We start from the raw sequence: 12827 nt of genomic DNA, 5'->3' as shown, positions 1-12827 counted from the left end.
GATATGTCCTCACCCGTCGTGAAACTTGTGGCCCAGCGCGTTGCGCTGGGCATCGTCCTCTTGCTGGCCGTTTCGGTCCTGATCTTCGCCGGCACCCAGATCCTGCCCGGCGACGTCGCGCAAGCCATTCTCGGACAGTCGGCGACGCCGGAATCGCTCGCCAATCTGCGCGAGCAGCTCGGCCTGAATCAGCCGGCTTACATCAGGTATTTCCATTGGCTAGGCGGTGTGCTCACCGGCGATCTTGGCACGGCGATGTCGAGCGGCCAGGATATTGCCACGTCGATCAAGGGGCGGCTGTGGAACACGCTGTTCCTCGCCTTCTGGGCTGCGATCGTGGCCGTGCCGCTGGCCATCATCCTCGGCCTGATCGCCGTGCGTTACCGCAATGGCTGGGTCGACAAGCTGATCTCCGGCCTGGCGCTCGCCTCGACATCTTTCCCGGAATTCTTCATCGGCTATGTGCTCGTCTATTTCTTTGCCGTGAAGTATCAATGGTTCCCGGCCATTTCCACGGTCTATGACGGCATGCCGTTCGGTGAGCGCATGCAGGCGATCGCGCTGCCGGCCACCGCGCTGACGCTGGTTGTGCTGGCGCATATGATGCGCATGACCCGCGCGGCCATCCTCAACGTCATGCAGTCGGCCTATGTCGAGACGGCGGAACTGAAAGGCCTGTCGGCCTTCAACGTCATCCGCAAGCATGCTTTCCCCAATGCCATAGCGCCGATCATCAACGTGGTCATGCTCAACCTCGCCTACCTCATCGTCGGCGTCGTCGTGGTCGAGGTGATCTTCGTCTATCCCGGCATGGGACAATATCTGGTCGACCACGTCACCAAGCGCGACGTGCCGGTGGTGCAGGCGGTCGGCCTGGTCTTCGCCGCCGTCTATATCAGCCTGAACATCATTGCGGACATCGGGGCGATCGTCGCCAATCCGCGCCTCAGACATCCGAAATAGGCGGCGGGCATGCTCGACATCAAACGCATCCCCATCCCTGCGCTGATCGGCATCGTGCTGACGGCTATGTTCGTGTTGGCGGCAGTTTTCGCACCGTTGATCGCACCGTACGGCAATGCCGAAATCGTCGGCGATGTCTGGGAACCGATGACGGCGGCACATTTGCTGGGCACCGACAATCTCGGTCGCGATCTTCTGTCGCGCATGATCTACGGCGCTCGCATCACGCTGTTCATCGCGGTGCTGGCCACCGCGCTGTCATTCTCGCTCGGCGCCATCCTCGGCTTTTCGGCGGCGGTGTTCGGCGGCTGGTTCGACACGCTTCTGTCGCGCCTTGTCGATCTGCTGATGTCGATCCCGACCCTGATCATGGCGCTCGTCGTGCTTTCGGTGCTGCCGACCAATCTGGTGACGCTGATCCTGGTGATGGGCGTCCTCGACTCGACCCGCGTCTACCGGCTGTCGCGCGCGGTGGCCGTCGACATCAACGTCATGGACTATGTCGAGGCCGCCAAGCTGCGGGGCGAAGGCAGCGGCTGGATCATCTTCCGCGAGATCCTGCCCAACGCGCTTTCGCCGCTGGTCTCGGAACTTGGCCTGCGCTTCATCTACGCGGTGCTGTTCTTGTCGACGCTCTCCTTTCTCGGGCTTGGCGTGCAACCGCCGGATGCCGACTGGGGCGGCATGGTCAAGGAGAACAAGGACGGCATCGTCTTCGGTATCGGGGCGGCACTCATTCCCGCCGCGGCGATCGCAGCACTGGCGATTTCGGTCAATCTGGTCGCCGACTGGGTGCTCAACCGCACGACAAGCCTGAAGGGAGGACGCGGGTGATGGCTGACACAAAAGCAAAGCCCGGCCTGCTGCTCGATATCCGCAATCTGCGCATCGAAGCGACAGTGTTTCCGCCCGGCGAGGCGCCGAAGAACATCGTTTTGGTCCACGATGTCTCGCTGACGCTGGAAAAGGGCAAGGTGCTCGGCCTGATCGGCGAGTCCGGCGCCGGCAAGTCGACCATCGGCCTGTCGTCGATGGGCTATGGCCGTGGCGGCGTGCGCATCACCGGCGGAGAGGTGCTGCTCAACGGCCGCGATATCCTCAAGGGCGGCAAGGAAGGTTTCCGCAAATTGCGCGGCCGCGAGGTCTGCTATGTCGCGCAGTCGGCGGCCGCGGCCTTCAATCCGGCGCACAAGCTGATGGACCAGGTGGTGGAAGCAACGCTGCTGCACGGCACGGCGACACGCGCCGAGGCCGAGAAACGTGCCGTGGCGTTGTTCAAGAAGCTCAGCCTGCCAAACCCCGAAATCATCGGCGAACGGTTCCCGCACCAGGTCTCCGGCGGTCAGTTGCAGCGGGTGATGACGGCTATGGCGCTGTGTTCGGAACCCGACCTGATCGTCTTCGACGAGCCGACCACGGCGCTCGACGTGACGACGCAGATCGACGTGCTGGCGGCGATCAAGGACGCCATCCGCGACACCCATGTCGCGGCGCTCTACATTACCCACGATCTTGCCGTCGTCGCCCAGGTCTCGGACGAGATCATGGTGCTGCGCCATGGCAGGCTGGTCGAATGGGGCGGCACTCGCCAGATCATCAAGGAGCCGCGCCAGGAATACACCAATGCGCTGGTCTCGGTGCATGAGATCGAGCATGCCGAGCAGAAGCCCGGCGCCGCGCCGTTCCTGTCGGTCAAGAACGTCACCGCCGCTTACGGCGGCAGCCACGTCAAGGTGCTGAAGAACGTCTCGGTCGACATCTTTCCGGGACAGACGCTGGCTGTCGTCGGTGAATCCGGCTCCGGCAAGTCGACGCTGGCGCGCGCCATCACCGGGCTGTTGCCGCCGGAAGAAGGCACCGTCACCTTCGACGGCAGGCCGCTCGCCAACAGGCTTGCCGACCGGCCGAAGGAGGATCTGCGGCAATTGCAGATGATCTACCAGATGGCCGACGTGGCGATGAACCCGCGCCAGACCGTCGGCACCATCATCGGCCGGCCGCTGGAATTCTACTTCGGCATACGCGGTCGCGAGCGCGACAAGCGCGTCGCCGAACTGCTCGACGAGATCGAGATGGGCAAGGGCTTTCTCGATCGTTATCCGGCCGAACTCTCCGGCGGCCAGAAACAGCGCGTCTGTATCGCCCGCTCGCTCGCTGCCAAGCCCAAGCTGATCATCTGCGACGAGGTGACATCGGCGCTCGACCCGCTGGTGGCCAACGGCATTCTCAAGCTGCTGCTCAACCTGCAGCAGCACGAGAAGGTCGCCTACCTCTTCATCACCCACGATCTGGCGACGGTGAAGTCGATCGCCGATTCGATCGCGGTGATGTACCGCGGCGAGGTGGTGCGCTACGGCGCCAAGAGCAAGGTGCTGACGCCGCCCTTCGACGCCTATACCGACCTGCTGCTGTCGTCCGTTCCCGAGATGGAGATCGGCTGGCTGGAAAAGGCGATCAAGGGACGGCGCATGGCGAGCGCGGGGAATTAGTAGGGAATTCGCGGCCTTTGTCGCGAAAACTTCCTTCAACGGCAAAAGCTTTCCGGAGCCGCCCATGGCGCTCAAGACCAAACTGCTGCTCATCATTTTCGATGGCGTGCCCTACCGGAACTGGCGCCGGCTGATGGGCAATCTCGAAGGCTGGGTGCAATCGGGCGAGGCGCAGGTGTGGAAGATGCGCTCGGTGCTGCCGTCGACCTCGGCCTGCTGCTATGCCTCGATCCACACCGGCGTTTCGCCGCAGGAGCACGGCATCCTATCCAACGAGAACCGTTTTCTCGTCAACAAGCCGGATATTTTCTCCGAGGTCAGCAAGGCCGGCGGCAAGACCGGCGCGGTGACGCATTCCTACTGGTCGGAATTCTTTCGTTCCTATCCGTTCGATCTGGTCGAGGACATGGAGTATGACGAGCCCAACGGACCGATCGCGCATGGCCGCTTCCACACCATGACCGGCTACAATGCCCGCAACCAGATGACGCCGAGCGATGTCGACCTGTTTGCGACGCTGACCATGCTGACCCGACGCCATGCCATCGACTACGGTATCCTGCACACCTGCACTCTGGATTCGATGGGCCATCGCTTCGGCCATGACTGCCACGAAATGGACCATGCCTGCTATGCGATGGACGGCATGCTGGCAGCCTTCCTGCCGGGCTGGCGGCAGGCCGGTTACGAGGTGATCGTAACCGCCGACCACGGCCAGACAGACCGCGGCCATCATGGCGGCCGTGACGATGAAATGCAGGATTTCGCGCTGTATTATTTCGGAGCCGGCAAAGGGCCGGATCCGGACACGCTGCTTGATCAACTGCAACTGGCGCCGACGGTGCTGAAGCGGCTGGGTGTGCCGGTGCCGGAGACCATGAAGGCTAAGCCGTTTTTGGGGTGACGGAGGTCGTCGCTGAGCCGCCGTTCGCTACCCCCTCTCCCCGTCACTATACGGGGAGAGGGTAAGGGTGAGGGGCAGCGCAACATCAAACATAAATACCCCAACGCCGGTGCCGCCCCTCATCCGGCTGCCGCCACCTTCTCCCTGTATAGTGACGGGGAGAAGGGAGACACTCTGGCAACACTCACCTTCTTCGGTTAGCTTCGCCAAAATTCCTTGGCGGAAGGATGAACCTTTTTGAACCTATCGGCGACAGAGCAGACAGGAGCCAGGCGGCTCGACCGGCCATGACGGCAGCGACCGAGACTGATCGCGCGCTTGTCGACCGGGTCGCGAAGGGCGACCGTGCCGCTGTTCGGCTGCTGTTCATGCGTCACCACGCGCGGGTCTACCGCTTCGTGGTGCGCCAGACGGGATCGGAAATGATGGCCGACGATATCGCAAACGAGGTCTTTCTCGAGCTGTGGCGCCAGGCGCCCGGTTTCGAAGGGCGCTCGGAAGTCTCGACATGGCTGCTCGGCATCGCCCGGTTCAAGGCGCTGTCGATGCTGCGCAAGAAAAAAGAAGACTGGATCGATGACGATGATGCGGCGCAGGTTCCCGATGGCGCCGACACGCCGGATGTCGCCACCATGAAGGAAGACAAGGGCGCCGCCTTGCGGCGCTTCGTCGATGCCTTGCCGGAGGAACACCGCTCGGTGATCGACCTTGCCTATTACCATGGACAGTCGGTGACGGAGATCGGCGAGGTACTCGGCATCCCGGTCGCCACTGTCAAGACCCGAATGTTCTACGCCCGCAAGAAACTCGGCGAAGCCCTCAAGGCCGCCGGTTACGACAGGGGGTGGCCATGAGCAATCCTGAAGACATGAGCGCCGCTGAAAAAATGTCGCGCCGTGACGAAATGGAAACGCTGCTGCCGTTCTACCTGAACGGCTCGCTGGAAGGCTCGGACCTCGAAGCCGTCGAGGAATGGCTGGCGTCCGATCCGGCGGCGATGGCGGCGCTTGGCGAGGCTGAGGCGGAATTCTCCGGCGCCACCGCCGCCAACGAGGCGATCCGGCCACCGGCCGATGCGCTCAGCCGCTTTGCCAGGGCGCTCGACGCCGAAGCCGGACCGGTCCGCGCTCCCGCGGGCCGTTTCTGGCTGGCGCAGGCACTCGGCCGTTTCATGGCGGTGCCGGTCGGTGTCGCCTGGGCGGCAGCGGCGGTGCTGCTGGCGTTGGTCGTGGTGCAGTCCTACGTGCAGACCGGCGGCAAGAGCCATGATTTCGAGATTGCCGGCGCCGAGGATGATCTGGCCAAACTGCCGTTCGCGCTGGTCAAGTTCAAGCCGGATGCGAAGATGTCCGACATCGCTGTTTTCCTCGACCAGAACGCGCTGAAGATCGCCGGCGGGCCGGCCGCCTCGGGCGTCTTCCGCATTGCCATCCCGGTCAAGACCGGAGCAGACTACACCAGGCTCGTCGGCCTTATTGCCGCCCAGCCGTTCGCGGAGACTGTGATCGAGGGAAGGAAACCGGTTGATGGCAGCTAGGGCGGTCATTCGATTTGCGGCGATCCTGGTGGCGGCGACGACAATCGTCGCCGTGCCGGCGTCGGCGCAGACCAATGATCCCAATGCCGGCCGGGCCGACTGCACCGACGCGGCCGGAGCGGCGGCTGCCGACTGCCCGAAAGACGGCAATGAGGCCAACGTCGGCGGCGAACCAGGCGCAGTTACCCTTCCGGCCCTGATCGTCGACCTGTTTCCCAACCCACCGGCTCCCGTAGCGCCCGTGCCGACGCCGCGGCCGTCAGCGCCGCCTGCCGACACGCAGGCCGGGCCACCCGCCGGCGGGGCGATCGTTTCGCCGACCGATCTTGTCGCGACCGCGCCGCGCCGTGCCATCGCCGGCGAGTTCGTGCCCGACGAGGTGCTGGTGACCGTCGACGGCGATGCCGGCGCCGTCCAGCAGATCGCCGCCTCCTTCGGCCTTGAAGTGCGCTCGCAGCGCCAGTCGCGGCTGCTCGGCACCACGCTGGTGCGCTTCGGCATTCCCGACGGCCGCCCGGTCGGCGCCGTGCTGGCGCAGCTGGCCGCCGATGGCCGCACCCTGCGGCGCGAGCCAAACCATATCTATTCGCTGCAGCAGGCGGCCGGCATCGTCAACTATGCCTTCGAGCGCATTCAGCTCGACAACAAGCAAGCCAGTGGCGAAAACGTGCGCATCGCCGTCATCGACACCGGCATAGACGACACCAATCCGGCGCTGACCGGCGTCATTGCCGACCAGTTCGACGCCATGCCCAACGTGCCGGTCGAAAAGCGTGACCACGGTACCTCGGTCGACGGGCTGATCGCCGGCGTCGGCGCGCTCGAAGGCATGGCGCCCGGCGCCAGGATCTATCACGCCCGCGCCTTCGAGGACGGCAGGTCGACCATGGATGTCATCCTGTCGGCGCTCGACTGGGCGGCGGACCAGAATGTCAGCATCATCAATATGAGTTTCGTCGGCCCCAAGAACGATCTGCTCGCCACCGCCTGCCGCAATGCGCGCGGGCTCGGCATCATCCTGGTCGCTGCTGCCGGCAACAACGGGCCGAAAGCGCCCTATGGCTACCCCGCCGCCTATGACGGCGTGATCGCGGTCACCGCCACCGACGCCAAGGACGGGCTGATGCAGCAGGCCAATCGCGGCGCTTATGTCTTCATCTCGGCGCCCGGCGTCGAGATGGTGGCGCCGAGCGGCGCCGGCTCTGACGTCGTCACCGGCACCTCGTTTGCCGCCGCGATCGTGTCCGGCGCTATCGCCAATTTGATCCACGCTTCACCCGAGCGCTCCGCCGACGACATCGAAAAGGCGCTGGCCGCCACCGCCAGGGATCTCGGTCCGAAGGGACGGGACAATGATTTCGGTTATGGGCTGCTGGATACGAAGGCGGCGGCGAACAAGTAAACCGGGCGAAATTCGCGCCACCAATTCAGAGCGCCGGGCCCAGCCGGACAGGGCTGCCATCATGGAAGCGTGACAGGCGGAAGCGGCTGAGGTCGTGTCCGGTCTCGTTTCCCTGAATCATGTCCGCAACGACCCGGCCTATGCCAGGCCCGATACCGAAGCCGTGACCGCTCATTCCCGTCGCGACGAAAAGACCGCCGACGGCCTGCACATGATCCACGATGGGGACGACGTCCGGCATGGCGTCGATCATGCCGCCCCAGCCTGCCTTCAGGCGAACCGTCTCGAACTGCGGAAAGAGGTGCTTGAACTTGCGTTCTATCGAACGCAGACGGGCCGGTTCCGGGGCCGGGTCGAGCACCCGCATTCTCTCGAAAGGGCTGTGCGAATCCGGCGCCCAATCGCGCGGCGTCGACCAGGCATCGGGGTAACCTGACGGCGCGAACGGAAAGTAGCGTGTCCCCAGCGGATTGTCCCTCAGCGCAGGAAGGTATTTGGAGGCGTGCCGGAATGCATCAGGTCCCAGGTAATGCAGGTGGCTGCCGCCCGCGGCGAGCGTGTAGCCGCCATCCTGCCGGCGCCGGAAAGCGATGTGTTCGTCAGTCGCCGCGCCTGCATAGATTTCAGCCAGGGGCTCGGTTGCGGCGACGGTTACCCTGACACTGAGCTGGGGGATGGAGACGCCGTGTCTTCTCAGGAACAGGGATGACCAGGCGCCTCCGGCGACCAATACGCTGGAGGCCTCGATATACCCCGCCTCGGTCCACACGCCCTTGACCTTGCCGGCCGAGATTTCGAGGGTTCGCGCCGCGCAGTTCTCCACGATTTTGACGCCTTTTCGCACGGCGAGCCGGGCAAGTGCAGGCACCGCCAGCCAAGGCTCCGCACGCATGTCGGAGGGCGTCGTCATCGCGCCCTTGAATTTGCGCGACATGCCTTTGATGAGTGTCGCGGTTTCGTCTGCATCCAGGAGACGGGTGTCGAGCGCATGCATCGCGGCGATCTTCATGAACGCTTCGAAGCCGGCCATGTCCTTGTCGGTGTTCGCCAGGTAGGTCACACCTGTTTGGGTCAGGCCGATGTCCTCGCCGCATTCCTCAGCCAGTTGCCGCCACAGGCGAATAGCCTCGATGACGATGGGCAACTCGTCGGCGTCGCGTCCTTGCTTTCGAATCCAGCCCCAATTCCGGGACGACTGTTCAGCCGCAATGCGTCCTTTTTCCAGCAGCGTCACCGGGATGTTCCGCTGTGCCAGGAAAAGCGCCGTCGTCACACCGATGATGCCGCCACCGACAATGACCACCTCCGACGTTTTCGGCGGTGGGCCAGGATGCCGGATTGGATCCGTTTCGGAGAACGGGAATATGGGCAAGTGGCGCACCCTGAGGACTGGTTGATGGCTCTGGCTTACTGGTTGCCACCCACTCGAAGCCAAATCAAGGACAGGTCCAGGCAGACCGTTGTCCCAACGAAGTCAATCTATCTGCGGGCAACATCCACATGGGTGAACTTGCCCAGCGGAGCAATTGGATTAATCCCTAAACCGGCGCGCCGGCGACCGAGCCTCTCACCACCAGGTCGACAGGCCAGACCTCGCCTCGCGCCCCTTCTTCCAAGCCGGAAATGCGCGCTGCCAGGCGTTCGGCGATGCGGGCGCCGGCGAGGCGGATCGACGAGCGCGTCGTCGACAGCGGCACGGAAAAATTCTCCGGCTTCAGCCATGGAAAGACGTCGTCATGGGCAATCAACGACAGGTCGCCGGGAATGGTCAGGCCAAGGTCGCGCACCGCGCGCACGACGCCGAGCGACATGATCAGGCTGGAGCAGGCGATCGCCGTCGGCCGCTCGCTCTGTTCGAGCAGGCGCCTGGCGGCGCGGTAGCCGTTCTCCTCGGTCATGGTGAGTGAACAGACATGGCGCTCGCCGAGCGTCAGGCCGCTCGCGGCCAGCGCCCTGCGCATGCCGCGCTCGCGGTGGATGGCGAAGGTCTCGCGGTCGTCGCCATTGATCAGCGCCAGCCGGCGGTGGCCGAGCTGAACCAGCAGCCGGGCGGCGTCGTGGAAGCCGCCCTCATTGTCGATGTCGGTGAAGGGGTAGTCGAAATCGAAGCCTTCGCTGCGGCCATGGACGATGAAGGGAATGCCGAGCGTGTTGACCAGCGCCACCCGCCGGTCGGCCGGGCGCGGCGAGGAGATGTAGACGGCGTCGACCTGGCGGTTGGCGACGATGCGGCGATAGGTGGTTTCCTGGTCGTCGGCATCGGCCGGCGACAGCACCAGGTCGAGCTCGTGCGAGCGGGCATAGTCGCCGAGACCCGACAGGAACTCGACGAAATGCGGGTCGATGTCGACGGAGGCGCCCGTCGGCAGCACATACCCGATCATGCCCGTCTTGCCGGTCGCCAGCCGGCGCGCGCTCGGGTTGGGCCGGTAGCCGTGGCGCTTGGCGGCATCCAACACACGCCGGCGGGTTTCCTCGTTGACCTCGGGATAGCCGTTGAGCGCACGGCTTACCGTTGTCTGCGACAGGGCCAGCATATGAGAGAGCTGCTTCAGGTTCACTGGGAGGCCTCCAAGCCTCAAAGCGCTTTTAATTTTGAAGCCACGCGGCGCCACAATGGGCGCGGCCGAACTGGTCGACCATACGCACTGGTCCGGCCAGTTTGAAGCTTAATACGGTGCTGCACCGCCGTAAAACTGTGCTGCAGTGCACTTTACCAAGTCTTGCGGCCCGCAATTAAATCGATTAGCCCACCGCCCTCTTGACTTCCAGCCGATTCAATGGCGAGATCAAAAAGACCAAAGCGCTTTGGAAGACTCTTTCGAAAGGTTGCGGTTCCTTTCTGAACGAGTCACAGTCCTGCAGCGTCGGCGGGCGGAATGGAGGTTCCGCCCGGGTGTATGTGTCCACACTGGGAGGAATACCGATGAAGAAGATGCTTCTGCTTGGCGCAGCGTTTGCCACGCTCGCCTTGTCCCTGCCGGCGCAAGCCGAACTGAAGTTCAAGCCCGGGGAAGACAAGCGCTTCAACTGGGCCAATTACGAAGAGCTGAAGAAGGTCGATCTCAAGGGCGAGACGCTGACCATCTTCGGGCCCTGGCGCGGCGAGGACGAAGGCCTCATTCGCACTGTTCTCGAATATTTTCAGGAAGCCACCGGCGCCGAGATCAAATACTCCTCGTCGGAAAATTACGAACAGCAGATCGTCATCGATACCCAGGCCGGCAGCCCGCCCAATATCGCCGTACTGCCGCAGCCGGGCCTGATCCAGGATCTGGCGTCCAAGGGCCTTTTGACGCCGCTGGGCGACGACACCGCCAAATGGATCAAGGACAATTACGGCGCCGGCCAGTCATGGGTCGATCTCGGCACCTTCAAGGACAAGGACGGCAAGCCGGGCTTCTTCGCCTTCCCCTACAAGGCCGACGTGAAATCGCTGGTCTGGTATTCGCCGGACAATTTCGAGGAAGCCGGCTACAAGGTTCCCAAGACCCAGGAAGAGCTCGCCGACCTCGAGAAGAAGATCATCGCCGACGGCGGCACGCCGTGGTGCATCGGCCTCGGCTCAGGCGGCGCTACCGGCTGGCCGGCGACCGACTGGGTCGAAGACATCATGCTGCGCACCCAGACGCCCGACGTGTATGACAAGTGGGTAAAGAACGAGATCCCGTTCAGCGATCCGGCGGTGGTCAACGCCATCGACATTTTCGGCAAGATCGCGACCGACGACAAGATGGTCGACGGTGGGGCCAAGGCGGTTGCCGCGACCGACTTCCGCGACAGCCCGAAGGGCCTCTTCTCGGTGCCGCCGAAATGCTACCTGCACCATCAGGCATCGTTCATCCCGACCTTCTTCCCGGAAGGCACAAAGGTTGGACAGGACGCCGACTTCTTCTACTTCCCGCCCTATGCATCCAAGCCCGAGCTGGGCACGCCTGTGCTCGGCGCCGGCACGCTGGCCATGATCACCAAGGATTCGAAGGGTGCACGCGCGTTCATCGAATTTCTGAAAATGCCGCTGGCACATGAAATCTGGATGGCCCAGGGCGGCTTCGTCACCCCGCTCAAGTCGGTCAACAAGGATGCCTATGCCAGCGACGCGCTGAAGAAGCAGGGCGATATCCTTGCCAATGCCTCGACCTTCCGCTTCGACGGTTCGGACCTGATGCCGGGCAAGATCGGCGCCGGCGCCTTCTGGACCGGCATGATCGATCTGGTCGGCGGCAAGTCGGCGCAGGATGTCGCCACCGACATCCAGAAGAGCTGGGACGCTATCAAGTAGTCAGCTGGCAAGCAGTCAGCTGGCAAGTAACCACTGCCAAGTAATCAGCCGCTTTGGCGGCAAATTCAGGACTTCCTCCACAGACTGGGTCCGGGCCGCTATGGCCCGGATCCGACCGGCGCCTTACGCCGGACCGATTTGCGTTCGTTCGTTTCAGAATAACTTAAATCGGCGCAGAGCCACATCGCCAGGGCTGTTCAAGGCCCGGCCGATCATGCGCAGGGAAGAGGGACCCATGGCTGCTCAGATCTTATCGGCCATTTTTGTCATCATCATCGGCGTCGGCGGCTGCGTCGCCTATTTCTGGGGCGCCAACAAGCTGGTCGACCTGATATTCCCGTCGCGCGGCGTGGCCGGGGCTGCGGCCATCGACAATCTGCGCCGGCAAGGACTGGTCCGTCCGTGGCTGTTCGTCGGCCCGGCGATGATCATCCTCACCGTCTACCTGATCTATCCGGTGGTGGCGACGCTCTGGCTGTCCTTCCTCGACCGCGGCGGCCAGCATTTTGTCGGCTTCGCCAACTATGAATGGGCGTTCGGCGACCGCGAGTTCCGCAACTCGATCCTGAATAACATCATCTGGCTCGCGGTGGTGCCCGCCGCCTGCACCTTTCTAGGGCTGATAATCGCCGTGCTCACTGACAAGATCTGGTGGGGCACGATCGCCAAGAGCCTGATTTTCCTGCCGCTGGCGATCTCCTTCGTCGGCGCCAGCGTGATCTGGAAATTCATCTACGAATATCGCGGCGAGGGCCAGACGCAGATCGGTCTGCTCAACGCCATCATCCAGTATTTCGGCGGTCAGCCGCAGGTCTGGATATCGCTGCCGTTCTGGAACAATTTCTTCCTGATGATCATCCTGATCTGGATCCAGACCGGCTTTGCCATGGTCATCCTGTCTTCGGCGTTGCGCGGCATCCCCGAAGAGACGCTTGAAGCCGCGGTCATCGACGGCGCCAATCCGTTCCAGATCTTCTGGAAGATCATGGTGCCGCAGATCTGGGGCACCATCGCCGTGGTCTGGACGACGATCACCATCCTGGTGCTGAAAGTGTTCGACATCGTGCTGACCATGACCAATGGCCAGTGGAACAGCCAGGTGCTGGCCAATCTGATGTTCGACTGGATGTTCCGCGGCGGCGGCGATTTCGGCCGCGGCGCCACCATCGCCATCATCATCATGATCGCGGTCATCCCGATCATGGTCTGGAACATCCGCCAGGCGAACAAAGAGACGGGAGGACATTGAG

The 12827-nt window shown here is 63.3% G+C and carries 11 protein-coding genes; 9 read left to right on the top strand and 2 right to left on the bottom strand.

The features are described 5' to 3' along the window. Positions 1 to 3: 3 nt before the first annotated feature. From NKL04_RS23020 to NKL04_RS22990, 7 genes are all read left to right on the top strand, one after another. Positions 4 to 963 carry an ABC transporter permease gene (locus tag NKL04_RS23020; RefSeq protein WP_023671388.1) on the top strand — a complete coding sequence of 320 codons (960 nt, stop codon included), beginning with the start codon at positions 4 to 6 and terminating at the stop codon, positions 961 to 963. Positions 964 to 972: 9 nt separating this feature from the next. Next, positions 973 to 1797, top strand: a complete 825-nt coding sequence (locus NKL04_RS23015; RefSeq protein WP_023671389.1) for an ABC transporter permease — start codon at positions 973 to 975, stop codon at positions 1795 to 1797. Continuing rightward, complete coding sequence (locus NKL04_RS23010; RefSeq protein WP_023694741.1) at positions 1797 to 3452, top strand: ABC transporter ATP-binding protein; 1656 nt, start codon at positions 1797 to 1799, stop codon at positions 3450 to 3452. The genes NKL04_RS23015 and NKL04_RS23010 overlap by 1 nt, the downstream gene beginning before the upstream one ends. 64 nt (positions 3453 to 3516) lie before the next feature. Further along, positions 3517 to 4356 carry an alkaline phosphatase family protein gene (locus NKL04_RS23005; protein WP_023694742.1) on the top strand — a complete coding sequence of 280 codons (840 nt, stop codon included), beginning with the start codon at positions 3517 to 3519 and terminating at the stop codon, positions 4354 to 4356. A gap of 287 nt (positions 4357 to 4643) precedes the next feature. Next, positions 4644 to 5210 carry a sigma-70 family RNA polymerase sigma factor gene (locus NKL04_RS23000; RefSeq protein ID WP_023700402.1) on the top strand — a complete coding sequence of 189 codons (567 nt, stop codon included), beginning with the start codon at positions 4644 to 4646 and terminating at the stop codon, positions 5208 to 5210. Between the two features lie 14 nt (positions 5211 to 5224). Continuing rightward, a complete protein-coding gene (locus NKL04_RS22995) occupies positions 5225 to 5893 on the top strand; it encodes a hypothetical protein (protein WP_023700401.1) in 669 nt (222 codons plus the stop codon). After that, complete coding sequence (locus NKL04_RS22990; RefSeq protein WP_352514617.1) at positions 5883 to 7295, top strand: S8 family serine peptidase; 1413 nt, start codon at positions 5883 to 5885, stop codon at positions 7293 to 7295. Before NKL04_RS22995 ends, NKL04_RS22990 begins: the two co-directional genes overlap by 11 nt. A 25-nt stretch (positions 7296 to 7320) precedes the next feature. Here NKL04_RS22990 and NKL04_RS22985 read toward each other — a convergent pair whose 3' ends face one another. After that, entirely contained in the window at positions 7321 to 8667 is a 1347-nt protein-coding gene (locus tag NKL04_RS22985; protein ID WP_023702527.1) for an NAD(P)/FAD-dependent oxidoreductase, read from the bottom strand. A gap of 166 nt (positions 8668 to 8833) precedes the next feature. Beyond that, entirely contained in the window at positions 8834 to 9856 is a 1023-nt protein-coding gene (locus tag NKL04_RS22980) for a substrate-binding domain-containing protein (protein WP_023702526.1), read from the bottom strand. Positions 9857 to 10221: 365 nt separating this feature from the next. On the opposite strand from NKL04_RS22980, the gene NKL04_RS22975 reads away from it, so the two are divergent. Together NKL04_RS22975 and NKL04_RS22970 are read left to right on the top strand one after the other, a co-directional pair. Further along, positions 10222 to 11577 carry an ABC transporter substrate-binding protein gene (locus tag NKL04_RS22975; protein ID WP_023684298.1) on the top strand — a complete coding sequence of 452 codons (1356 nt, stop codon included), beginning with the start codon at positions 10222 to 10224 and terminating at the stop codon, positions 11575 to 11577. A gap of 235 nt (positions 11578 to 11812) precedes the next feature. Further along, positions 11813 to 12826 (top strand): carbohydrate ABC transporter permease, encoded by a 1014-nt coding sequence (locus NKL04_RS22970; protein ID WP_023668891.1) that lies wholly within the window; start codon positions 11813 to 11815, stop codon positions 12824 to 12826. Position 12827 lies beyond the last annotated feature (1 nt).

Source organism: Mesorhizobium sp. C264A, from assembly GCF_040324515.1.
Classification (GTDB): domain Bacteria; phylum Pseudomonadota; class Alphaproteobacteria; order Rhizobiales; family Rhizobiaceae; genus Mesorhizobium.
The sequence above is the reverse complement of the archived record's forward strand: the minus strand, read 5'-3'. Positions and strand labels throughout refer to the sequence as shown.

What these genes read in the sequence shown, in the direction of transcription:
- NKL04_RS23000 (WP_023700402.1), top strand. Translation starts at nt 4,644, where the DNA reads ATGACGGCAGCGACCGAGACTGATCGCGCGCTTGTCGACCGGGTCGCG.
- NKL04_RS23010 (WP_023694741.1), top strand. Translation starts at nt 1,797, where the DNA reads ATGGCTGACACAAAAGCAAAGCCCGGCCTGCTGCTCGATATCCGCAAT.
- NKL04_RS22995 (WP_023700401.1), top strand. Translation starts at nt 5,225, where the DNA reads ATGAGCGCCGCTGAAAAAATGTCGCGCCGTGACGAAATGGAAACGCTG.
- NKL04_RS22970 (WP_023668891.1), top strand. Translation starts at nt 11,813, where the DNA reads ATGGCTGCTCAGATCTTATCGGCCATTTTTGTCATCATCATCGGCGTC.
- NKL04_RS23020 (WP_023671388.1), top strand. Translation starts at nt 4, where the DNA reads ATGTCCTCACCCGTCGTGAAACTTGTGGCCCAGCGCGTTGCGCTGGGC.
- NKL04_RS22990 (WP_352514617.1), top strand. Translation starts at nt 5,883, where the DNA reads ATGGCAGCTAGGGCGGTCATTCGATTTGCGGCGATCCTGGTGGCGGCG.
- NKL04_RS23015 (WP_023671389.1), top strand. Translation starts at nt 973, where the DNA reads ATGCTCGACATCAAACGCATCCCCATCCCTGCGCTGATCGGCATCGTG.
- NKL04_RS23005 (WP_023694742.1), top strand. Translation starts at nt 3,517, where the DNA reads ATGGCGCTCAAGACCAAACTGCTGCTCATCATTTTCGATGGCGTGCCC.
- NKL04_RS22975 (WP_023684298.1), top strand. Translation starts at nt 10,222, where the DNA reads ATGAAGAAGATGCTTCTGCTTGGCGCAGCGTTTGCCACGCTCGCCTTG.